This window comes from Mycobacterium botniense (assembly GCF_010723305.1).
Taxonomy (GTDB): domain Bacteria; phylum Actinomycetota; class Actinomycetes; order Mycobacteriales; family Mycobacteriaceae; genus Mycobacterium; species Mycobacterium botniense.
This window is the reverse complement of sequence record NZ_BLKW01000002.1, coordinates 72,904-93,809: the sequence shown is the minus strand read 5'-3', so window position 1 is coordinate 93,809 and position 20,906 is coordinate 72,904. Positions and strand designations below refer to the sequence as shown.

The 20,906-nt window shown below is 67.1% G+C and carries 19 protein-coding genes and 2 pseudogenes; 3 read left to right on the top strand and 18 right to left on the bottom strand.

Annotated features, from left to right (window positions below; translation table 11 throughout):
• Nucleotides 1-6: 6 nt before the first annotated feature.
• The 11 genes and pseudogenes from G6N08_RS00720 to G6N08_RS00670 form a co-directional block, all read right to left on the bottom strand.
• A complete protein-coding gene (locus G6N08_RS00720; protein ID WP_163753328.1) occupies nucleotides 7-378 on the bottom strand; it encodes an NADH-quinone oxidoreductase subunit A in 372 nt (123 codons plus the stop codon).
• 268 nt (nucleotides 379-646) lie between these two features.
• On the bottom strand, nucleotides 647-1,048 hold the full coding sequence (locus tag G6N08_RS00715) for an Rv3143 family two-component system response regulator (RefSeq protein ID WP_163753326.1): 402 nt from the start codon (nucleotides 1,046-1,048) through the stop codon (nucleotides 647-649).
• A gap of 63 nt (nucleotides 1,049-1,111) precedes the next feature.
• The gene (locus G6N08_RS00710; RefSeq protein ID WP_163753325.1) at nucleotides 1,112-1,645 is read right to left on the bottom strand and encodes a YceI family protein; all 534 of its coding nucleotides are present in this window, start codon (nucleotides 1,643-1,645) and stop codon (nucleotides 1,112-1,114) included.
• A gap of 23 nt (nucleotides 1,646-1,668) precedes the next feature.
• Nucleotides 1,669-1,815, bottom strand: a pseudogene (locus G6N08_RS00705) (nuclear transport factor 2-like protein); the annotation flags it as partial.
• Between the two features lie 360 nt (nucleotides 1,816-2,175).
• The gene (locus tag G6N08_RS00700; protein ID WP_163753323.1) at nucleotides 2,176-3,108 is read right to left on the bottom strand and encodes a DMT family transporter; all 933 of its coding nucleotides are present in this window, start codon (nucleotides 3,106-3,108) and stop codon (nucleotides 2,176-2,178) included.
• Between the two features lie 198 nt (nucleotides 3,109-3,306).
• Nucleotides 3,307-4,710 carry a phosphotransferase family protein gene (locus G6N08_RS00695; protein ID WP_163753320.1) on the bottom strand — a complete coding sequence of 468 codons (1,404 nt, stop codon included), beginning with the start codon at nucleotides 4,708-4,710 and terminating at the stop codon, nucleotides 3,307-3,309.
• Nucleotides 4,707-5,945, bottom strand: coding sequence for an acyl-CoA dehydrogenase family protein (locus G6N08_RS00690; RefSeq protein WP_163753318.1), 1,239 nt, complete (start codon nucleotides 5,943-5,945; stop codon nucleotides 4,707-4,709). The genes G6N08_RS00695 and G6N08_RS00690 overlap by 4 nt, the downstream gene beginning before the upstream one ends.
• A 125-nt stretch (nucleotides 5,946-6,070) precedes the next feature.
• Complete coding sequence (locus tag G6N08_RS00685) at nucleotides 6,071-6,967, bottom strand: hydroxymethylglutaryl-CoA lyase (RefSeq protein WP_174813269.1); 897 nt, start codon at nucleotides 6,965-6,967, stop codon at nucleotides 6,071-6,073.
• A 5-nt stretch (nucleotides 6,968-6,972) separates the two neighbouring features.
• A complete protein-coding gene (locus G6N08_RS00680) occupies nucleotides 6,973-8,178 on the bottom strand; it encodes a CaiB/BaiF CoA transferase family protein (protein ID WP_163756485.1) in 1,206 nt (401 codons plus the stop codon).
• 95 nt (nucleotides 8,179-8,273) lie between these two features.
• Nucleotides 8,274-9,245: an NADPH:quinone oxidoreductase family protein gene (locus G6N08_RS00675; RefSeq protein WP_163753314.1), complete on the bottom strand. Its 972-nt coding sequence runs from the start codon at nucleotides 9,243-9,245 to the stop codon at nucleotides 8,274-8,276.
• Between the two features lie 66 nt (nucleotides 9,246-9,311).
• A pseudogene (locus G6N08_RS00670) lies at nucleotides 9,312-10,310 on the bottom strand (acrylyl-CoA reductase family protein).
• Between the two features lie 23 nt (nucleotides 10,311-10,333).
• Between G6N08_RS00670 and G6N08_RS00665 the strand changes: the two are divergent.
• The gene (locus G6N08_RS00665) at nucleotides 10,334-11,191 is read left to right on the top strand and encodes an aldo/keto reductase (RefSeq protein WP_163753312.1); all 858 of its coding nucleotides are present in this window, start codon (nucleotides 10,334-10,336) and stop codon (nucleotides 11,189-11,191) included.
• Nucleotides 11,192-11,285: 94 nt separating this feature from the next.
• Here G6N08_RS00665 and G6N08_RS00660 read toward each other — a convergent pair whose 3' ends face one another.
• Entirely contained in the window at nucleotides 11,286-12,488 is a 1,203-nt protein-coding gene (locus G6N08_RS00660) for a cytochrome P450 (RefSeq protein ID WP_163753310.1), read from the bottom strand.
• A 208-nt stretch (nucleotides 12,489-12,696) separates the two neighbouring features.
• Here G6N08_RS00660 and G6N08_RS00650 point away from each other — a divergent pair, with 208 nt between their 5' ends.
• Nucleotides 12,697-13,395 (top strand): TetR/AcrR family transcriptional regulator, encoded by a 699-nt coding sequence (locus tag G6N08_RS00650; RefSeq protein ID WP_163753308.1) that lies wholly within the window; start codon nucleotides 12,697-12,699, stop codon nucleotides 13,393-13,395.
• Nucleotides 13,396-13,515: 120 nt separating this feature from the next.
• On the opposite strand, the gene G6N08_RS00645 is transcribed toward G6N08_RS00650, so the two are convergent.
• The 4 genes from G6N08_RS00645 to hisN form a co-directional block, all read right to left on the bottom strand.
• Nucleotides 13,516-14,724 carry an acyl-CoA dehydrogenase family protein gene (locus G6N08_RS00645; RefSeq protein WP_163753306.1) on the bottom strand — a complete coding sequence of 403 codons (1,209 nt, stop codon included), beginning with the start codon at nucleotides 14,722-14,724 and terminating at the stop codon, nucleotides 13,516-13,518.
• A 24-nt stretch (nucleotides 14,725-14,748) separates the two neighbouring features.
• On the bottom strand, nucleotides 14,749-16,143 hold the full coding sequence (locus G6N08_RS00640) for an acyl-CoA dehydrogenase family protein (protein WP_163753304.1): 1,395 nt from the start codon (nucleotides 16,141-16,143) through the stop codon (nucleotides 14,749-14,751).
• 69 nt (nucleotides 16,144-16,212) lie between these two features.
• The gene (gene amrS / locus G6N08_RS00635) at nucleotides 16,213-17,313 is read right to left on the bottom strand and encodes an AmmeMemoRadiSam system radical SAM enzyme (RefSeq protein ID WP_163753301.1); all 1,101 of its coding nucleotides are present in this window, start codon (nucleotides 17,311-17,313) and stop codon (nucleotides 16,213-16,215) included.
• Nucleotides 17,314-17,372: 59 nt separating this feature from the next.
• Complete coding sequence (gene hisN, locus G6N08_RS00630; protein WP_163753299.1) at nucleotides 17,373-18,161, bottom strand: histidinol-phosphatase; 789 nt, start codon at nucleotides 18,159-18,161, stop codon at nucleotides 17,373-17,375.
• 70 nt (nucleotides 18,162-18,231) lie between these two features.
• Here hisN and G6N08_RS00625 point away from each other — a divergent pair, with 70 nt between their 5' ends.
• Nucleotides 18,232-18,561, top strand: coding sequence for a hypothetical protein (locus tag G6N08_RS00625; RefSeq protein ID WP_163753297.1), 330 nt, complete (start codon nucleotides 18,232-18,234; stop codon nucleotides 18,559-18,561).
• A 180-nt stretch (nucleotides 18,562-18,741) separates the two neighbouring features.
• Here G6N08_RS00625 and G6N08_RS00620 read toward each other — a convergent pair whose 3' ends face one another.
• Both G6N08_RS00620 and G6N08_RS00615 read right to left on the bottom strand, forming a co-directional pair.
• Nucleotides 18,742-19,464, bottom strand: coding sequence for a class I SAM-dependent methyltransferase (locus tag G6N08_RS00620; RefSeq protein WP_163753295.1), 723 nt, complete (start codon nucleotides 19,462-19,464; stop codon nucleotides 18,742-18,744).
• Nucleotides 19,465-19,536: 72 nt separating this feature from the next.
• Nucleotides 19,537-20,826: an MFS transporter gene (locus G6N08_RS00615; protein WP_163756484.1), complete on the bottom strand. Its 1,290-nt coding sequence runs from the start codon at nucleotides 20,824-20,826 to the stop codon at nucleotides 19,537-19,539.
• Nucleotides 20,827-20,906: the final 80 nt, after the last annotated feature.

Genomic DNA, 20,906 nt, shown 5'->3' with positions numbered 1-20,906 from the left:
CTACCCTCAATCCCAGGTCAAGCCGCCGCGGCGCCACACGTACGCGTAGGCCACGAACACCGTGAGCACAAAAACCGCCATTTCGACCAGCGCGAAAACCCCCAACATGTCGTAACTGACCGCCCAGGGATACAAGAACACGATCTCGATGTCGAACACGATGAACAACATGGCGGTCAAGTAGTACTTCACCGGGAAACGGTGCCCGCTGGTGGTTCGCGCCGCAGCCGATTGCACCGGCTCGATCCCGCACTCATAAGCCTCCAGCTTCGCCCGGTTGTAGCGGGACGGGCCGACAACATTTGCCACAACCACTGAGAACACGGCGAAAACGGTCGCCAGCCCCCCTAACACCAGGATGGGTACATACACGTTCATCCTGCGCGGCCGCTCCCTCGATGTTGTCGTCGTCGACTGCTGTGAGGTCAACCACAGCCTAGCGATCTCGTCCACAGGTTCGCTCAGGGGTCTGGCTGTGAGCTCAACCACAGCACTCAACCACGGCAGGACGGTGCGCGGCACCGGGTTGCCGCGTACCGCGTGTCGTCATCGAGCACCAACCGGACTGCTGCGAACAACCAACGGCGGCTTGCTCGTTGACGCGTTCAGATCCCGCGGTGAGGATGTCGGCCGGTTGCGGCGGCGCTCATTGCACCGGCGCGCGGAGCAGTCCGAGCACTGTCCGGGCCAGCACGATGGGGTCGACCGGATGGGGCACGGCGGCCTCCGCGCGCGACCAGTTGGCCAGCCACGCGTCGTCTTCGCGCCCGATGAGTACGACGATCGGCGGGCAGTCTGCCAGCTCGTCTTTGAGCTGTTTGGCGATGCCGATCCCACCGGCCGGTGTCGCCTCCCCGTCGAGAATGGCCAGGTCGATGCCGCCGGCATCCATCTGGCGCAGCACCATAGGCGCGGTGGCCACCTCGACGTAGCTCAGCTCGGGCAGATCGGGGTGCAGACGGTTGCCCAATGCCAGCATCACCTGTTCACGGGTTTTGGGGTTGCTGCTGTACACCAGGATCCGCAGGGCATCGGTGGAGGCAGGCACGCAGCAGATGCTACTGCCCGGCCCAAGGGCAGCCGTGTGGCCGGGCGGGCAGGAGTCGGGCTGCTAGGGCGCGCGCACAAAGATGACGTCGGCCGATGCGGTCGTGGTCTTGGCGATCATGTTGAGTTTGTTCCAGCCGAGCCCGAATTGGGCTCGGTCGACCTGGGTTGTCCCCGATATCCGCACCGAGCCATCGGCGAGCTCGGTGATCGTCACCGGCAGCGGCAGCGACGCGGTGATGCCTTTGACCGTGAAGCTGGCCCGCAGGTCAGCACCGCCGTCGGTGGTCGGCTGCAGGCCGGTCACGACCACACTGATCTCCGGGAAGTGCTCCACGTCGAAGAAGTCGGCTGAGCGCAGATGCTCGTCGCGACGGCGGATACCGGTACGCAGCGACGCCGCCTGGATGTCGACACGCCCGAAAACCGCGCCCTTGCGGGTAAGCTGCCCATCGCCGCTGAACTCAGTGAACTGACCTGTGACGCTCATCAGCCCCCACATGTTCTTGGTGCGGAACGCGATGGTCGACCGCTCGGGGATGAGGTTCCACACCCCCACGGTGTCCGGATCGCTCAGCAAGGTCTCCAGCGTGGTCATCAGCACCTCCGCGCAGTGCTCCGCTAGCTCATCGGCGGGGCGAGCCCGGCCGGGTCGAAGTACTCGTCGATGCGGCTGATCAGGGCGTCGACACTCAACTTAATCACGATGCACACGCGCATGGAGATCGATCCGGCATCGCGGCCGGTGGTGTGCCGGACCTGCTGCTGGGACGCGGCCGTTGGGGAACAGCTGGCGGTCGCCTGAGCCCGCGAAAACCTGTCGGAGCTGTCGGGGATTGATCACGAAACCGCCAAGATGCTTGCGTCACGCACGTCGAGTCGGCGTTCGGCGGCCAACAGCGCTCTGAAGGTTGCTGAGATAGCGGCAGGCAGGTGATCGGACCGCACAGATAGTCCAGCTCTGTCCACGGCTTGCCCGGATAGAGAGTCTCGACGCATTGAGCGGCAAGTAGCGGCAAGCTCTGTTTTTGTCGTCGCGCGTTAGGCCGGCCCGATTCGCCGGCCGGATTGTCAGTGACGAACGCGGTCTGGGCGTCGGTGCCGGCGGCGCCCCGCCCGGTGTTGCGATCAGCCGCGTCGCCGCGTTGGTAGCCGCACGCTGAGCGCGTCCCGCAGCTTCTCATCGACGCGAGCGCGGACCCGGTCGCGCGTTGCGGCAGCGTCCCCGCGCGCGAGCTCGACAATGGCCGCCGCCATCACCAGCGCCGCGACCGCCAGCGCGATCATCCCGGCGCGGCCGGTGCTCAGTGTCTCACCGAGGACGACAACACCCAGCACGGCTGCCACGACCGGCTGCGCTACCTGCAGCGTCGGCATCGACGCGGTGAGCGGCCCGGTGCGGAACGCGGCCTGCTCCCACACAAATCCCCCTAGGGCGATGAGCAGCCAGGCATACAGCTGAGGTGTGGCAAGCAGGGCCCAGCCATCGTGGCCGAGCCGGTACACGATCTCTTTAGTGAGGACCGCAAAGACCCCCCACAGTGAACCCGAGACCACGGCGAAAAGCACCGCGCCGAGGGCGCCGCCCCGAATTTCCGCAGCCACGACACATCCCGCCAGCAGCACTCCGAACACGAGCGCCACACTGATCCAGGTGTGAAGCGGGGCGCTGGAACGACCGGCCTGCGGGTTGCCGATCGTGACGATTACGACGACCGCAGCCGTCAGTAACCCCGCCCATAGCCACTCTCGGCGGCTGAGCGTGCGCGCCGACAACCTCGCGTTAATCGGCAGCCCGAACAGCAGGGAGAGGGTCAGCGACGGCTGGACGAGAAGCACCGACCCCTGGCCCAGCGCGCCCGCCTGTAACCCGATGCTGGCGAGCAGGACCACAGAGCCCCACCGCCACCGTCGGTCCCGTATCAGCTTGGCCAACAGACCAATGAGGCCGACCGAGGGGTCGGTGATCCGGTGCGCCGCACGTTGCTGGAGTACCTCGCCGATCGCCACGCACAGTGCAGCGCTTAACGCAAGCAGAACGGCGATGTCCACGTTGCCCATAAGCGGTTCTCCGTTGATTATCTGTCGATGCCGAACTCGGTACTCGCATATCGGATACCCCTTTTCGCGGCCGCGCCTACAGGCGAGCTTGCACGACGCCGACGGACCGGCCGGGGCTGGCCGGGTCGGCCTGCGCTCCGACCCTAATCGTCTGCGCAACAAGTGATGTCGACACGCGTTCAGGCAATGGGTCGGCGCCTACCCGGTCGTGTGTTCAGCCCGCTCGTATCCGGGGTGGGCAACCGCCAACCGATGCGTGACCAGCGCGCGCAGACACGACGGCACATCGTGCGTCTTGTCGTCAAGATCACCGGCGCGGATCGCGGCGGCCAGCTCGGCCTCCCCGGTGCAGCCGAGCCTGGCAAGCGCCGCTCGCGTTGGGCTGTCGTCAGCGGCCAGTAGTTCGCGCTCGACGATGCGCAGCGCGTTGGCGGCCACCCGGGCATGAAAGTTGACCCGCCCGCTGGTCGCCGGGCGAACGTCGGTCTCCAGGAATTCGGCGACCGCAGCGACCAGCTCGGCCGCGGTCGGCCGACCGTGCAGGCCGGGCTGGGCCGCCGCTGTGCTGGAATCTGGCCAACCCTCTTTGTGCTGCGGGGCCGCCCCGCCGGGATCGGCGGCAGGTTCGTCGAGCAAGTCGAGCAGATCCCACTCGGTTTCGCAGACCCGTCGGCCGATCGTCGCCAACTCCACCGACCTCACCTGTCCACTCAGATGCCGCTGCGCCTGGTAGCGGCAGATGATGCCCCAGCGCAAGGTGGCCAGGACACGCCACCAGCGAAACGTCGCCGGGTCGAGCGCGGTTTGACTGGCTTTTTCGTATTCGTGGAGAAACTCGTCGATGCTGCCCAGCCCGCCGGCGCCCCGCTCGGGCGGTGCGCCGAACCGCCACGCCCGGATGCAGAACCAGGCCAGGTCTTCGTAGGCCTCGCCGAGATGTGTCAGTTCCCAGTCGAGAATGGCCGCCAGCTCGGGTCCGTCGACGATGAGATTGCCCATCCGATAGTCACCGTGCACCAAACACGTGGGCGTCGGCGGGGGCCGGTGGGCGCCAAGCCAGCGGAACGCCCATTCAAAGGTGGCGGTGGTGTCGCCCATGGCGTCCAGCCGGCGCCGCCATTGGAGGAGCTGGTCCTCGCAGGCCAGATCCAGTCCAGTGGTGTCAGCGCGGTGAATGGCGGCCAACGCGTGCGCGCAGCGGCGCAGCAGCCGTAACCGGGCGGTGTCCCCGCCCGCCGAGTCGAGTTGGCGTTCGATGCGCCGGACGATGGTTTCGCCTTTGATCTCGTCACAGATCAAAAACGGATGACCCAGTGCCGCCGGCGAATTGTCGGCAACCAGGATATGCGGGACGGGCACGCCGGCCGCTGCTGCGGCCGCCTGGACGCGTGCTTCGAGCTCCATCGAAGCATGGACATCGTCGGGTGGCCCGATGCGGAGGATCAGCGCGCGGCGCCCGGTCGGCGTGACGGCGTCGAACGCCCAGGTGCTGCGGCTGGCCCCGCCGGTGAGGATCCGCAAGTTGTCGATTCTCACCTGCGTGCCCAATTCGGGGCGCAGCACCGCGGCCAGGCCGTCCTGCAGTTGCCGGGTGGCCGTCATTTCTTGCCGAAGCTGAACAGCCGCTGTGCTACCCGGCGGATCTGGATTTCCTCGGCGCCCTCGGTGATGCGGTAGCGACGGTGGTGGCGGTAGATGTGCTCGAACGGCTCGTGCCGGCTATAGCCCAGCCCGCCGAAGATCTGCATGGCGCGATCGGCGGCGTCACAGACCAGGCGGTTGGCGCGGTAGTTGGCCATCGACACCTTGTCCGATACCTCCATGTGGTGGTTGCGGTCGAGATGCCAGGCTGCGTAATACACCAGCAGCCGCACCATCTGGGCTTCGGTCTGCAGCTCGGCCAGCGGCCATTGCACAGCCTGGTTGACCGCCAGCGGCTTACCGAAGACGACCCGTTTTCGGGCATACTCGGCGGCGCGGTCGATGCAGTATTGTGCCGCGCCCAGGCTGCTGGCTGCTTGCCGAATGCGGTTCTCGTGCAAGAATGTTTGCGCCACCTCGAGGCCGTGGTCCACTTCTCCGAGCACCGCGTCGGCGGGCACCCGCACATTGTGCAGCTCGACCTCCCCGTGGTCGGTGGGCATGTTGAACGTCCACCAGTAAAACGGGACGGTGAACCCTTCGGCGTCGGTGGGCACCAGGAACGCGGTGATGCCCTGCGCCTGGCCGGGCTCGCCGGAGGTGCGGGCGAAGACCAGGTCGTGGGTGGCGCGGTGCACGCCGGTATTGAACCGCTTGGCGCCGTTGATTACCCAGCCGTCGCCGTCGCGTTGGGCGCGAGTCTCCATCCAGGTCGCATCCGATCCATGTGCGGGCTCGGTCAACCCGAACGCCATTGAGCGTTCGCCGGTGATGAGCGCCTCGGACCATTCTTGTCGCTGCGCCTGCGTGCCGAACCGCTCCATCATGATCACCTGGGGGAAGTTGCCGACAATCGACGACTCGTTCTGCAGATCGTTGTGCAAGCCAAGTCCCTTGTGCGCCAGATGTTCACGGATGACGGCCATGTCCAGGTTGCTGCCGTCGCGGCCTCCGAGCGAAGCCGGCAGCCCGTAGCGCAGCCAGCCCGCCCGATCGGCGCGCCGCCGCATTTCCGCGAGCAGATCCTCCCACTCCCGCGACGGTATTCCGCCGTTGTGCAGATCGGTGCGCGCAAACTCGCGCCGATGGTCGAAGTACTGGATGTACTCGGCCTGCAGCGGGGCTATTTCGGCCTCGATGAACGCGTCCATCTCGGCCAGCAGTCGCGGAAGATGTTCTGGCAGAGTAAAATCCACGGTGATCACTCCTCTTTCGCTAGCGCCGCGGCTCCATATCGGGTTTTCCTGCATATCGTCGGCTATGCCGCGGTGGCGTCGTTGTCGCGGCCAGAGTGCTGCCGTGACCGCCGCGCATCGCCCGCCTAGTGGCGAATCCGGTCGCCGGCATGTAACAGTGCCCCGGGAAGATCGTGGCCGACAACCGATTCGGCGACCTTCGCGGCGGCGATGGCGGCTTTCAGATCGATATCGACGTCGATTCCGCTGTCGGTGAGCAGGTAGACCAGGTCTTCGGTGGCGATATTGCCGCTGGCACCCGGCGCGAACGGGCAGCCCCCCAGCCCGCCGACCGAGGCGTCCAGCCGGTTCACCCCGGCGCAGACCGCCGCATAGGCGCTGGCCAGTCCCGCGCCGCGGGTGTTGTGGAAATGCCCGCTGAGGGGGATGCCGCCGATCACCGGGCGCAGCCCGGCGATCAGCGCACTGACCCGCCCCGGCGTGGCGGTGCCGATGGTGTCGGCGATCCCGATCCGGTCGGCGCCCTGATCGCGGGCGGCTGCGGCGATGTCGAAGACTCGCTGCGGCGGGGTGGGCCCGTCGAACGGGCAGTCCCATGCGGTGGCGATCATCACCTCGACGACGGCACCGCTGTCACGGGCGATGGCGACGATCTCACCGATCTGCGCGGTCGCCTCCGCGCTGCTGCGCCCGGAATTAGCGCGGCTAAACGCGTCAGAGGCCGCGACCACGTACTCGATAGCGCGCATCCCGGCGGCCATCGCCCGTCTGGCGCCGCCCGTGCCGGCCACCAGGGCGGAAAACCCGATACCGGGGAAGCGGTGCAAGTGGGCCGCCAGCTGCTCGGCGTCGGCCATCGACGGTACCTTCGACGGTGACACGAACGCGCAGGCTTCGACCTCACGCACCCCGGTGGCCGCCACCGCGCCCAGCAGGTCCAGCTTGGCCGACAATCCGATTGGCGACTCGATCTGCAATCCGTCGCGCAGGGACACCTCGCGGATGTCCACATGCGATGGCAGTTTGGTCATAGCACCCCCTCCGCGCGTAGCGCGTCGAGCTCCTCACCGGTCTTACCCAGCAGTCCGCGGTAGATCTCGTCATTGTGCTGCCCGGGGTGCGCGGGCCCCGCATTGCGGATGCTGCCCGGGGATTCCGAGAGCAGCGGCACGATCCCCGGCCCCAAAACGGCGCGTTCGACCCGCTCATCCCAGTGTGGGGCGATCATGCCGCGGGCCCGCAGGTGCGGATCACGCACCACGTCGGCGACCGTGTTGATGCGTCCAGCGATCACCCCGGCGGCGGAAAGGGTTTCGATAATGTCGTCGGGTTGGCGCTGCCCGGCCCACTCGGCGATGATCGTGTCGAGTTCATCCTGGTTGCGCCCGCGGGCAGCGTGGGTGGCGAACCGGTCGTCAGTGGCCAGGTCGGCCTGGCCCATGGCCTTGCACAGCCGCGCGAACACGGTGTCCTGGTTCGCGGCGATCACCACCCAGGTCCCGTCGGCGGCGCGGTAGATGTTCGAGGGCGCGATACCCTCCAGCCGTGTGCCGGACGGGCCGCGCACCACGCCGCCGACGTCATAGTCGGGAATTGTGGATTCCTGGATGGCCAAACAGGATTCGGTCAGCGCTGTATCGACCACCTGGCCCCTGCCGGTGCGGGTGCGCCGGTAAAGTGCCGCCAGCGCTCCCTGGGCGGCGAACATCCCGGCCAGGCTGTCACCCAGTGATAGCGCCAGCCGCGGCGGCGGCCCGCCGGGAAAGCCGTTGAGGTGGCGCAGCCCGCTGACCGCCTCGGCCACCGACGCGTAGCCGGCTTTGTGGGCGTCCGGTCCGGTCTGTCCGTAGCCGGAGACCCGCACCACGATGATCCCGGGATTGCGGTCGGCCAGCACGTCGTAGCCCAGATTCCACTTCTCCAGGGTGCCCGGGCGGAAGTTCTCCACGACAATGTCGGATACCGCGACCAGCTCGAGGAACAGCTCGCGTCCGCGGCTCTTACGCAGGTCGAGAGTGACCGCTTTCTTGTTGCGGGCGTGCACGGTCCAGAAGAAATGGTGCCCGTCGAGCTCGGCCTGGCCCCAGGTGCGCAACGGATCGGGGGCGCCGGGCGCCTCGATCTTGATGACGTCAGCACCCATGTCGCCGAGCAGCCGGCCGGCGAACGGCCCCGCGATCAGGGTGCCCAGCTCGAGCACCCGGATGCCGTCCAGCGCGCCGGCGGGAGTCATCGCCGGCTCCATCTCATCGGCCGGCTGGGCATCGTCGCTGAACATCGCGTAGTTTGCGGCGGTTGCGATCCATGAACGGCTCCGGGCGCGCAGCGTTAACCGCGCACGCGCAAAACGACTTTCCCGGTAGCGGTGCGATTTTCCAGGGACGCGATCGCGGCGGCGGCCTCCTCCAGCGGGTAGACCACCGGTTGCGGAGGAGGCAGCTGACCGGAGGTGAGCAGCCGCTCGAGTCCGGCCCACTGCTCGGCCAGCGCGCCGGGGTGCCGCGCGCTCCAGGCGCCCCAGCCGACGCCGACCACGTCAATGTTGTTGAGCAGCAGCCGATTTACCTTCACAGTGGGGATCTCGCCGCCGGTGAAGCCGATCACCAGCAACCGTCCCGCCGGAGCAAGCGACCGCAGCGAGTCGGTAACCCGATCGCCGCCGACCGGGTCCACCACGATGTCCACGCCGCGGCCGCTGGTCAAGTCCTTCACCGCGTCCTTGAATCCGTCGGCCAGCACCACATCGGTCGCGCCTGCTGCCCTTGCGGTTTGGGCCTTTTCTTGCGTGCTGACCACCGCGATGGTGCGGGAGGCGCCGAGCGCCGGCGCCAGCCGCAGCGTCGACGTCCCGATCCCGCCGGCTGCCCCGTGCACCAGCACCGTCTCACCCGGCCGCAGCCGGCCGCGCACGGTCAGCGCGAAATACACGGTCAGGTCGTTGAATAGCAAACCCGCACCCGCTTCGAAGGTGACGGTGTCGGGCAGCCTGAACACCCGCTCCGGGGCCAGCGCGGCGACCTCGGCCATCCCGCCGGTGAGCATCGTCAGCCCGGCGACTCGGTCGCCGCGACGCACAGGGGCGCCGGCGGGTGCGGATCGGACCACGCCCGCGATCTCGGCCCCCAGCACAAACGGCGGGTCGGGCTTGTACTGGTAGAGCCCGCGGGTGAGCAGCACGTCCGGGAATGCCACCCCCGCCGCGTGCACCTCGACGACCACGCCGTCGTTTGCGGGTTCGTCGACCTCCGCCACCTCGACTGTGTTGGGGCCATCCAGCCGAGTCACCCGTACCGCGCGCATGCCACCTCCGTCGTCGACCAGCGGTTCACCAGCCTACTGGCGGCCCGATCCGGGCAGGAGGACCGGTCAGAACCCGCCGGCGACCCGCACCACCGCCCGTCCGGAAAACGCCCCCGCTCGCACCTGGTCGAGGACCCCGATGACGTCTTTGATGTCGACCTCGGTGGTAATCTACTCGAGATGGCGTGGCCGCATCGCATCGCCGAGACGGGCCCACAGGTCCCGCCGCGGGCCGATGGGCATTTGGACCGACTCCATGCCCAGCAGCGCGATTCCACGCAGGATGAACGGCATCACCGTGGTGCGCAGCTCCGCGCCCCCGGTCAGCCCGCTGCAGGCCACCGCGCCGCCGTAGGCAACGGAGCTGAGCACGTCGGCCAGCGTGGCGCCACCCACACAGTCCACCCCGGCTGCCCAGCGGGCCTTGGCCAGGGGCCGCGGCTTGGCGTCCGGATCGGCTGGAAGACGACCGATAACATCTGCGGCGCCAAGGGTTTTCAGCTGCCCGGCCGCGTGCGGCTTGCCGGTCGACGCCACCACGTGGTAGCCGGCGGCCGCGAGCAAATCCACGCTGATCGACCCGACTCCGCCGGACGCGCCGGTTACCACGACAGGACCGGCATCGGTGCCGACGCCCCAGTCGATGAGGGCATGTACGCTCATCGCAGCGGTGAAGCCGGCGGTCCCGATCGCCGCCCCGTCGCGCGGGCTCAGCGTCCCCAGCGGCACCACCTGATCAGCGGGCAGCCGGGCATATTCGGCGTAACCGCCGTGGTGGCCGGTTCCGATCTGGTAGCCATGGGCCAGCACCCTGTCGCCGGGCTGGAACTCCGGTGAGCGCGACTCGACGACCTCGCCGGTGAGGTCGATACCGGGCACGACGGGGTAGTTGCGGACCACACCGCCCCCCGGTGTCAGAGCCAGCGAGTCCTTGAAGTTGACGCTGGAATACAGCACCCGGATGGTCACCTCACCCGGCGGCAGGTCCGACAGCCTCAGCGTCTCGACCGCGGTGGTGATCCGATCCCCGGTTTGGTGTGCCATGAGGGCGCGAAAGGTGTCCATGCCTTCGACGCTAGTCTCAGACCGTGCAGCGTTTTTCACTCGGTGCGGTCTCCGTCGCGCGCGTCGGCTTCGGGGCTATCCAACTTCCCGGGCCGGGAGCGTTCGGGCCGCCGCGGGATCGAGACGAAGCGCTGGCGGTGTTGCGGCGGGCGGTCCAGCTCGGCGTCGACCACATCGACACCGCGCAGTTTTACGGGCCGGATGTCGCCAACGAGCTGATCCGCGAGGCCCTGCACCCCTATCCGCCCGGCCTGGCGCTGGTCAGCAAGGTCGGGGCGCGCCGCGATGAAGCCGGCGCCTGGCTGCCTCTCGCCGACCCGGCGGACTTGCGCACCGATATCGAAGCCAATTTACGCACGCTCGGTGTCGATCAACTTGCTGTGGTGAACTTGCGGCTCATCGATAGTGCGCGGCCGGACCAACGCTTCGACGAGCAGCTTTCGGTGATGACCGCTGCTCGCGATGCGGGGTTGATCGCCGGTATAGGGCTGAGCAACGTTACCCTCGAGCATCTGCGTTATGCGCTGCAGTACACAGAAATCGCTTGTGTGCAAAATGCTTTCAATCTCGCCGACCGGTCGTCGGCGCCGGTTCTGCACGAGTGCACCGCGCGCGGCATCGCGTTCGTGCCGTTTTTCCCGCTGGGCTCGGGGTTCGCGCGACCAAATCCGGTGCTGGGCAACGAGCTGGTGCAGCAGGCCGCTGGCCGGCTCGGGTGTACGCCTGCGCAGATCGCGCTGGCCTGGACGCTGAGCGTGGCGCCCAATATCCTGCTGATCCCGGGTACCTCGCGGGTGCGACACCTGGAGGAGAACATGGCCGTCGCCGGTATCGAACTGGGCGAGGAGATCCGCGAGCAGCTGAACGCCGTCGCCGGATAGTACGGCTGAGGCGCCCGGGCACACGGCGGTGAGGTTTTGTCTCGCCGGCGGTCGCGGTGCGGCCTCACCGGGCCACGACGACGCGGCAAGCTGCTCACGGTAATACGATGCGCAGCCGCTCCCAGCCCCGAACGGTTGAGGTCGGCGCGAGCTGCGCGGTGTCGTAGTCGATGTCCCAGTCCGGCCAGCGGTTGAGCAACTCGTCGAGCGCGACCCGGCCCTCCAGGCGGGCCAGGTTCGCCCCGAGACAGTAGTGCAGCCCCTTGCCGAAGGTCAGGTGCGCGCCGTCGTTGCGGTGGATGTTGAACGTGTCGGGATCGGTGAATCGGCGCGGGTCGCGGTTGGCCGCGCCGAAGAGCAGCAGCATCGCGCTGCCGGCTGGCACTGTGGTGCCGTAGCACTCGAAATCGGTTGCCATCCATCGTGCCACGTGCGGGCCGGTCGGCTCGAACCGCAGTGTCTCGTCGACGGCGCGCGTCAGCAATGAGCGGTCCCGGTAGACATCGCGGCGCTGGTCGGGATGTTCGGCGAACACCTTGGCCAGCCAGCCGATGAGCCGTCCGGTGGTCTCATTGCCCGCACCGGCGACGACCTGGGTGTAGCGCAGCACCTCGTCGCGGGTCAGTGTGCGCCTCACCCCGTGCTCGTCGTCGAACTCCACGTTGAGCAACGCGGTCATCAGGTCGTCGGAGGGGTTCTTGGCGCGCCAGTCGATGTAGTCGGCATAGATGCGCCCGTCGGCGATCGCATCCGGGTCGGTTACCTTCATCGGTGCGCCGGGCCGCGTACGCAGGTTGGCGTCGTTGGCGTCACGCACGCTGATCTGGTCGTCTTCCGGGATGCCCAGCAGCATCCCGATCACCCGCATCGGCATCATCGAGGCCAGCTCGGCGATGATGTCGAATCCGTCCGAGCCGACCAGCGGATCCAGGCAACGCACGCAGAACCGGCGGATCTGGTCCTCGATGGCGGCCATGCGGCGCGGAGTGAACACCCGCGACATCAGCCCGCGCAGCATGGTGTGCATCGGCGGGTCTTCGAACATCATGACACCGGGCGGCATGTCGAAATCTGATTGGATGAGTTCGAGGATGTCGCCGCGGCTGCTGGAGAACGTCTCCCAATTCACCAGCGCCTTTTCCACGTCGGCGTGCCGGGAGAGCGCCCAAAAGTTGTAGCGCTGGTTGTAGTAGAGCGGCGCCTCCTCCCGCAGCCGGGCATACACCGGGTAGGGGTTGGCGACGATGTTGACGTCGTAGGGGTCGTAGTAGACGTCGGTGTCGTGGGCCGTTGTCATGGGGTTTCCCCTGTGCTGAGCGCTATTTCAGGCAGTCGGCATACCGGTTTCGGCAGTGACGGCGCCCCGGTCGTGCGCCAACCGGACCGCATGGCTGCCATCCGGCCCGCGCGCTGCGCCGGTGATGACCGCGACCTGGTCTGCCATCCGGCCCGCCATGTGTTCCTCCCACTTGTTTGGGCGAACGCCCAATTACTAGGCTGAGCGCATGTCTAGCAGCTCATCCGGCGGTCAGTCAAGGGTTGGTGCCCGCGATTTGGAGACCCGGCGGGCGCTGATTCGGGCCACGGCCGAGATCATGATCGACGAGGGCTACGCCGCGGCGACATCGCGGCGGGTGGCCGCCAGGGCAGGCGTCCGGCCGGGGTTGGTGCACTACTACTTCCCCAGCATGGACGACCTGTTCGTGGCGGTGCTGCGGGCCGGGGCGGAGACAACGCTGCAGCGTCAGCGTCAGGCCCTGGCCGGCGACCAGCCGCTGCACGCGCTGTGGCGGCTCAACAGCACGCAGGGCGCGCAACTGATGCTCGAGTTCATGGCTTTGGCCAACCACCGCAAGGCCATTCGCCGTGAAATCGCGGCATATGCCCAGCGGTATGGGGACATGGAAGCCGCCGCCCTGGCCGAGGCCATGAGGGCCCACGGCGTCGACATGACGGAGTTCCCACCGGTAGTGATGTCGATGATCCTGACGAGCCTTGCGCGCATCATGCTGCTCGAGCAGAGTCTGGGCATTGATCGCGGCCACGCCGCGGTCCACGCGTTCATCGGGCGCTATCTCGACCGTTTCGAGGTCTGTTCGTCGCTCGATACTGCTGTGGACACTGCTGATGGCACGGTGAGCACACCGGCCCCGTCGGCGCCGCCAGACGCGCATAACCGTCATCAGCAGTGTGATATCGCATAAGCGATCACGTCGGGGACGTCCACCCGCTCTCCTGCAGCGACGTATGCGGTTGCTGCGCCCGGTGGGGCCAAGCCCGGCGTTGGCCGGTTCAGGCCGCCGCCGAATCGGGCCGGGGCGCTGTTACTTGAGCTCAGATGACGACAACCCCAACAACCGGCGGGCGACCACCAGCTGCTGGATCTGCTGGGTGCCCTCGAAAATGTCCATGATCTTGGAGTCACGCGCCCACTTTTCCAGCAATGTCTGCTCGGAATAGCCAGTCGTGCCGGCCAATTCGACGGCCTTGAGGGTGATGTCGCTGGCCACCCGGCCGGCCTTGGCCTTGCTCATCGACGCTTCTTTGGAGTTGGGAATGTTGTTGTCGGCCTGCCACGCCGCGCGCAGCGCCAGCAGATAAGACGCCTCCCAATCGGCCTCCATCCGCAGGAACTCGGACGCGGCGGCGCTGTGGGCGTGCCACGGCTTGTCGTAGGAGATCTCCACCCCGGCGTTGGTGAGGATGGTGCGCAGCTCTTCCAGTGCGGCGCGCGCGACCCCGATGGCCATCGCGGCGACGATCGGACGGGTGTTGTCAAACGTCTCCATCACGCCGCCAAAACCCTTGCTGGTATCGATCTCTGGGCTGCCCAGCAGGTTTTCTTTGGGGATGCGGACGTTGTCGAAGCGGATCGCGGCGGTGTCGGAGCCTTTGATGCCGAGCTTCTTTTCCAGCCGCTCGACGGTGACACCCGGATGGTCGCGCGGCACGATGAACGGCTTGATCGCGGCGCGGCCCTTGGACTTGTCCAGCGTCGCCCACACCACGATGTGGCTGGCCCGCGAACCGGCCGTGACGAAGATCTTCTCGCCGTTGATCACGTACTCGTCACCGTCCAGCGTGGCGGTTGTGGAAACCGCCGCGGAGTCCGAGCCGAATCCCGGTTCGGTGATCGCCATCGCGGCCCACACCGTGCCCAGGCGTTTGAGCTGATCGTCTGTGGCCAGGCCGGAGATCGTCGCGTTGCCCAGACCTTGATAGGGCATCGACAGCATCATCGCGGCGTCGCCCCAGCTGGCCTCGATGGTCTGCAGTACCGCGGCCATATTGGGGCCGTTGCGGTTTTCTTCCTGCTCTTCGCCGTCACGGAACGCCTCGGCACCGGTGAGCCCCAACGTCTTGGATTCGGCGGCACCCATGAACAGGCTGGCCAGGGTGTCAAGCTCGACCGGGTAGGCGTGTTCGTTCAGGTCGTATTTGCGCGCGATCGGCCGCATCATCTCCGCGGCGCCCTGATGAGCCTTGTCGATCACCGCGTGCATCTTGCGCGGGAGTTCCAGATTGATTGCCATGACTGGTCTTTCGGAGTCGAAGAGTTAGATCACCAGGACACCCTCGGCGACACCGATGGCTCGCAGGTCGCGATACCAGCGCTCGACGGGGTGTTCCTTCGTATAGCCGTGCCCGCCCAGCAGTTGCACGCCGTCCAGGCCGATTTGCATACCCTTGTCGGCGCCGAGGCGCTTGGCCAGGGCCGCTTCCCGGGCGAACGGCAGGCCCTGCTCCGCGCGGGCCGCGCCGCGCCAGGTGATCAGCCGCAGCCCGTCGAGTTCGATCGCGATATTGGCACACATGAATGCCACCGACTGACGGTGGGCGATCGGTTCGCCGAAGGCCTCGCGTTCCTTCACGTAAGGTACGACGTAATCCAGCACCGCGTGACAGGTGCCGACCGCCAATGCCGCCCAACCTAACCGGGACAACGCGATCGCCTCGGAGTAATCGGCGTCGGTCGCGTCATCCTCACCGAGGCGCGCGCTCAGCGGGACCGACACATGATCCAGCTTGACTTGACCCAGCGCGGCGGCCCGGATGCCCATGCTCGGGTCGGGCGCCACAGTCAGACCCTGGGTCGAGGATTCGACGATAAACAGCGCCGGTTTGCCGTTCAGCTGTGCGCCGACGATGAACAACTCGGCATCTCTGGCCGCCGGGACCAGCGACTTGACCCCGTCTAGCCGGTACCCGCTGGGGGTGCGCACCGCGCTGGTGTGCAAACGCGTCGGGTCGAAGAGCGGCTGCGGCTCGGCGATCGCGACGCAGGCCTGCGGCACATTCTCCCCGGCGAATTCCCGCAAATAGGTGGCCTGCTGATCGGCGCTGCCCCAGTGGGTCAGCGCCGAGGCCACCCCGCCCGGGGCCAGGATCGGCAGCGCCAGTCCCATGTCCCCGTAGGCCAGCGCTTCGGCCACCAGCACGTTGGTCACGCTGGAGCGGTGCGCCGCGATGCCCTCGAAGTCCTCTGGAACGTTGACGGCGGTGATGCCCAACTCGGCCGCCTTGGCGATCAGGTCCGACGGGTAGGCGGCGGATTCGTCGGCCTCGGGTGCCGCCGGGCGCAAGATCTCGCGGGCGAACTGCTCGACGGTTTCGACGATCATCTTCTGGTCGTCGTCGGGTGTGAGGTCGAAGTAGTCGCGCCCGCTCGCCTTGAGCCGGGTCGGTCCACCGCGCAAGCCCTGGATCCGCTGGAACTGGCGGGTGGTGGCGCCGGCGACGGAGAAACCGGTTTTGACCCCGTAGCGCAAAGTGCGGTTGAGCGGATCGCGCAGGTGGTATTTGTCGAGGAACTCCTGGCCCACGATCGGAGTGAGCAGGCCCAGCGCGACGTCGATCCCGGTCCGCTTGTGCTTGTGCTCCCCGACGGCGGATTTGCGGCCGGTGCGCTTGAGCCGCGCCCGGGAGCCGTTGGGAGCAAAGGTATTTGTCATAGCAGCCTCAGTCGGTGAAACGGGTGGATACCACGATCTTACTCCAGAGTAAGATCCGTTGACTGTTAGTTACTTCACACCGCCGGACAGGTTGCCCAGCAGAGGCAGCCGCCGTCGCCCCCACCGTCCGGCCGGACCGTCATAGACCCCGGCCAGCCGCCAGCCGCACACCTGGCAGCGGCCGTCGTCGGTCAGGGCATAACGGCGCAGCGCATACCAATCGCGGACCACGACCGCCGCACCACAGCCGGGGCAAAACGTGGTGCCGCCCTCGGTGTCGTGCACGTTGCCGGTGTACACAAACCGCAAGCCTTCGCCGAGAGCGATGTCGCGGGCACGGGTGAGGCTGGCCGGCGGGGTAGGCGCGATGTCCGTCATTTTGTAGTCGGGGTGAAACGCGGTGAAATGCACCGGCACATCCACGCCCAGGTTGTCGCGGATCCACTCGCATTCGGCGCTGATCTCGGCATCGGCGTCGTTGCGGCCCGGGATCAACAAGGTGGTGATTTCCAACCACACATCCGTCTCGTGCCGCAGGTACACCACGGTGTCGAGCACATCGTGCAGGTGCCCGACGCAGATTGTGCGGTAGAAGTCTTCGCTGAACGCTTTCAGATCGACGTTGGCGGCGTCGATATGCCGGTAGAACTCCGCACGCGGCGCCGCGCACATGTAGCCGGCGGTCACCGAGATGGCCTTGATGCCCCGCTGGTGACACGCATCGGCAACATCGGCGGCGTACTCCCAGAAGATCGTCGGGTCGTTGTAGGTGAAAGCCACGCTGCGACAACCTAATTCGTCAGCAATCCGAGCGATGTCGTCGGGAGTGGCCCGGCTGGCGAGAGTATCGACCTCGCGGGATTTGGAGATATCCCAGTTCTGGCAGAACCTGCAGGCCAGGTTGCATCCGGCGGTGCCGAACGACAGCACCGCCGACCCGGGCAGGAAGTGATTCAGCGGCTTTTTCTCCACCGGGTCGACGCAGAATCCGCTGGAACGCCCGTAGCTGGTGAGCACGATCTGATCGTCAAGCCGGGCGCGCACAAAACACAGCCCGCGCTGGCCCTCGTGCAGCTTGCAAGCGCGCGGGCACACGTCGCACTGGATGCGGCCGTCGTCGAGGCGGTGCCAGTACTTCGTCGCGGTCGTGAACAGGTCGTCGCAGCTCATAACGGAGTTCGCCGATGTTCAGGCTAGCCGAATCCGCGGCGCTGCCGTCCCGGCCCGCATTACCGCCGCTCGCCGGCGAGCCTGGCCAGCACGTGCGGGTGCAGCAGCCCGTTGGTCGCCACAGCGCTGCCGCCGTGCGGGCCGGGTGTGCCGTCCAAGCTGGTGAACACCCCGCCCGCCTCGCGCACCAGGACGTCGAGCGCGGCCAGGTCCCACACCGACACCTCGGGTTCCGCGGCGATGTCGACGGCGCCCTCGGCCACCAGGCAGTAGGACCAAAAGTCGCCGTAGCCGCGGACCCGCCACACGGCATCGGTGAGATCCAGAAACCGGTTTCGCAAACCACGGTTCGCCCACCCGGACAGGCTGGAAAACGACAGGCTCGCCGACCCCAGTTCGGCCACCGAGGACACCGACAGCTGACGAGCGGACGAGCCGTCGACCGTTGTGAAAGCACCCCGGCCCTGGGCCGCCCACCACCGCCGCCGCAGCGCCGGCGCGCTGACCACACCGATACAGGGCACCCCGTCGTCCAGCAACGCGATCAGGCTGGCCCACACCGGTACTCCGCGCACGAAATTCTTGGTGCCGTCAATCGGGTCGACGACCCATTGCCTTCCGCTGAAAGTTGTTGGCCCGCCGTACTCTTCGCCGAGCACACGGTCGCCGGGACGGTTACGGGCCAGCTCGGCGCGCAATTCGGATTCCACCGCCCGATCGGCGTCGGTGACCGGCGTCAAATCCGGTTTGGTGTCCACGCGCAGGTCCAGGGCGCCGAACCGGGCCCGGGTCAGCGCGTCGGCACGGTCAGCCAACGCCAGGGCGAACGCGAGATCATCGCGGCTCATCGGCGCCAGTGCGCGGTCCGGCCGGGATCGGCGTCGTCGAGACCCATGGCAGCAGTCCTACCATGGCGGCGTGTGGGAGATTGGTGTGCTGCTCATTTTGATCGCGACGCTGGCGGTGTTCGTGGTGCCGCGGCTCCTCAACCGTGGACCGGGCGCCGACGCCGTCGCGGGCACACTGCTGGTGACCGGTGTCAGCCCGCGGCCTGCCGCCACCGGTGAGCAGTTCGTGACCATCACCGGTGTCATCACCGGGCCCACCGTCGACGAGCACACCGTGTATCGGCGGATGGCCGTCGACGTCGACGACTGGCCGAGCATCGGTCAACTGCTGCCGGTGGTGTACTCGCAGCGAAACCCCGACCGGTGGGTGTTCGCGCCGCCCGAGCCCTCCGCCGCTTAACGCTTTTCTGGCCGCTATCACGCTGGCTCGCAGGCTGAGATGTCACGAAGCTACCCCTCCACCGGGACCGGCCGTGGAGGCAGCAAAATCTGTGTGCCACTTGCCCCACGCCCACGCCGCCCAGAGCTCTCGATCGCCAGCCGCCTGGGCCGACACTGGATCCAGCCCAGGGCGAACTGGTCAGGCTGACGCGAGCGGGTTTTTGTGGGGTGAATTCCGCGCCGCCGCTAGTCGGCTCGGATGGTACTGGGTGATCCGCCACAACCGGCGCGGCAGCTCGCCTTCCTCGAACGCGTGAACCTCGACACCGTCCCAGCCCGCGGCGAGCTCATCGACCAAGTCACGGCTAAAAAAGTGCACGGCAAAACCACCGTGTTCGAAGATGTCATCGCCATGAGCCACACCGGCGCCGTAGTGTGGGTCACCGATATGGCGAACGGTGTAGACGAACACTCCGCCGGGCCGTAGCACCCGGGCGACCTCGGCGACCACGCCCCGAATCTGATTGGTGGACAACGCCATACACAGCAGCATGTGCGCGAACACCCCGTCTGCCGAACCGGAAGCCACCGGCAGTGAGTCACGCACATCATGCACAACGGTGGTGACCGCTTGTCCCACGCCGGCGCGTGCTGCCGCCGTGCGCAACTGCTCAAGGCCGGTCGAGCTGAAATCCAGCGCTAGCACCTGCAGCCCACTGCGGGCGAAATAAACGGTGTCACGCCCGTGTCCGGCCCCGAGTTCCACCACTGTTCTCGCCGACACGGCGCGAAACCGCCGCATAGCATGCACCGCGGCGGCCGATGGGTTCTGGCCGTACATTTCCGGATACTGGGCGTAGGTGTGCTGCCAATGGCGGCGCTGCGCGGCCGGAAGATCACGACTGGGGGCCGAACTCGGCATGCTATGGGTTGTGTGCTGACTATCGAAATGGCGCACAGCCGAATCCTTCCTACATGATCGCGCCAGCCGAAGTCATGGCGTCTGCTCGGCGGCGGATTGGTCTGGGCGGGTGTGGGTTTCATACATGCGGGCCGCGACGATCAGGCCGGAGGCGGTGGTGATAGCGGCGACCGCCCACACTGCGGCGCGTAGGCCCCACCGGTCGGCGACCAGACCGGATACGATCGCCCCGACGGCGAATCCACCGTCGCGCCATAATCGGTACACCCCGACCGCCCGTGCCCGCCAGGCCGGGTGGGCCACGTCACCGATGACGGCCAGCAGGATGGGGTACACCAATGCGGTGCCGGCCCCCAACAGCGCAGCCGCCACCCCCCACACCGCGAAGGTGTCGGCTAGGGCGATGAGCGACAGCGCGCCGGCTTGGGTGAGCATGCCGACGGTGATGAGTCGTTTGCGCCCCCAGCGATCCGACAGTGCGCCGGTGAACAGTTGCCCGATGCCCCACACCGCGGGATAGAGTGCGGCCAGCATGCCGATGCCCGACACCGACAGCCCCGCGGCGGCGAACAGGATCGGAAATAGTCCCCAGGCCAGGCCGTCTTTGAGGTTGTTGACCAGCCCGGCCTGGCTGGCTGCCGATAGGGCAGGTTCGCGGAGGCTGGTGTGGGTGAAGATCTGCCGGTGGGTCAGCTCGGCATGCAGGTGATCGTGGCGGCCGTCGGCGCGGGGCTTGTGCTGGGCGGCTTCCAGGCGGGTGTGCTCCATGGTCTCGCGTACAACCGAGACCGAAAGACCCAGTCCCACAATGATGTAGGCGGCGCCCAGCAGAAACGGGGTGGGCCGTAGTCCGTATCGGGCAGCCAGATGCCCGGTGGCCATAGCGGTCAGCGCGAGCCCGCTGTAGCCGGCGGCCTCGATGAGGCCCATCATCCGGCCACGTCGCGCCGCACCGGCCAAATCGATGTTCATGATCACGGTGGTGGACCAGGTCAGGCCCTGGTTGATCCCCAGCAGCACATTGGCGGCGACGACCCAGCCCCAGTTTGGCGCCCAGATCAACATGAGCGGCACCGGCAGCGCGATCAGCCAGCCCGCCACGAGGACTGGTTTGCGGCCGAACCGGTCCGCCCAGTGCCCGGCCAGGTAGTTGGTGGCGGCTTTGGTGATCCCGAACGCCAGCACGTAGGTCAGCAAAAAGGTGTAGCCGATCAGATGAAAGGTGCGTTCCGCCAGCAAAGGCAGCACGGTGCGTTCCTGCCCCAGGGTGCCGCCGATCAGAGCATTCACCGCAATCAGCAGGCTGAACTGGGCCAGGTTGGCGCTCAACCCCAACGGCGGCTGCTCAGCCGCGCTGCTGATGAGGTGGCCGTCAGGGCGGTGCCGGTCAGAGTCCTGCTGTGCGCGCGAGCCGATCACAACTAGTACTATATTACATGGAT

Bases quoted from the DNA above. Each gene is read 5' to 3' on its own strand.
- G6N08_RS00620 (WP_163753295.1), bottom strand. From the start codon at position 19,464: ATGCCGAGTTCGGCCCCCAGTCGTGATCTTCCGGCCGCGCAGCGCCGC.
- G6N08_RS00700 (WP_163753323.1), bottom strand. From the start codon at position 3,108: ATGGGCAACGTGGACATCGCCGTTCTGCTTGCGTTAAGCGCTGCACTG.
- G6N08_RS00645 (WP_163753306.1), bottom strand. From the start codon at position 14,724: ATGGCAATCAATCTGGAACTCCCGCGCAAGATGCACGCGGTGATCGAC.
- G6N08_RS00660 (WP_163753310.1), bottom strand. From the start codon at position 12,488: ATGACAACGGCCCACGACACCGACGTCTACTACGACCCCTACGACGTC.
- hisN (WP_163753299.1), bottom strand. From the start codon at position 18,161: ATGAGCCGCGATGATCTCGCGTTCGCCCTGGCGTTGGCTGACCGTGCC.
- G6N08_RS00720 (WP_163753328.1), bottom strand. From the start codon at position 378: ATGAACGTGTATGTACCCATCCTGGTGTTAGGGGGGCTGGCGACCGTT.
- G6N08_RS00680 (WP_163756485.1), bottom strand. From the start codon at position 8,178: ATGACTCCCGCCGGCGCGCTGGACGGCATCCGGGTGCTCGAGCTGGGC.
- G6N08_RS00640 (WP_163753304.1), bottom strand. From the start codon at position 16,143: ATGACAAATACCTTTGCTCCCAACGGCTCCCGGGCGCGGCTCAAGCGC.
- amrS (WP_163753301.1), bottom strand. From the start codon at position 17,313: ATGAGCTGCGACGACCTGTTCACGACCGCGACGAAGTACTGGCACCGC.
- G6N08_RS00675 (WP_163753314.1), bottom strand. From the start codon at position 9,245: ATGCGCGCGGTACGGGTGACTCGGCTGGATGGCCCCAACACAGTCGAG.
- G6N08_RS00710 (WP_163753325.1), bottom strand. From the start codon at position 1,645: ATGACCACGCTGGAGACCTTGCTGAGCGATCCGGACACCGTGGGGGTG.
- G6N08_RS00650 (WP_163753308.1), top strand. From the start codon at position 12,697: ATGTCTAGCAGCTCATCCGGCGGTCAGTCAAGGGTTGGTGCCCGCGAT.
- G6N08_RS00695 (WP_163753320.1), bottom strand. From the start codon at position 4,710: ATGACGGCCACCCGGCAACTGCAGGACGGCCTGGCCGCGGTGCTGCGC.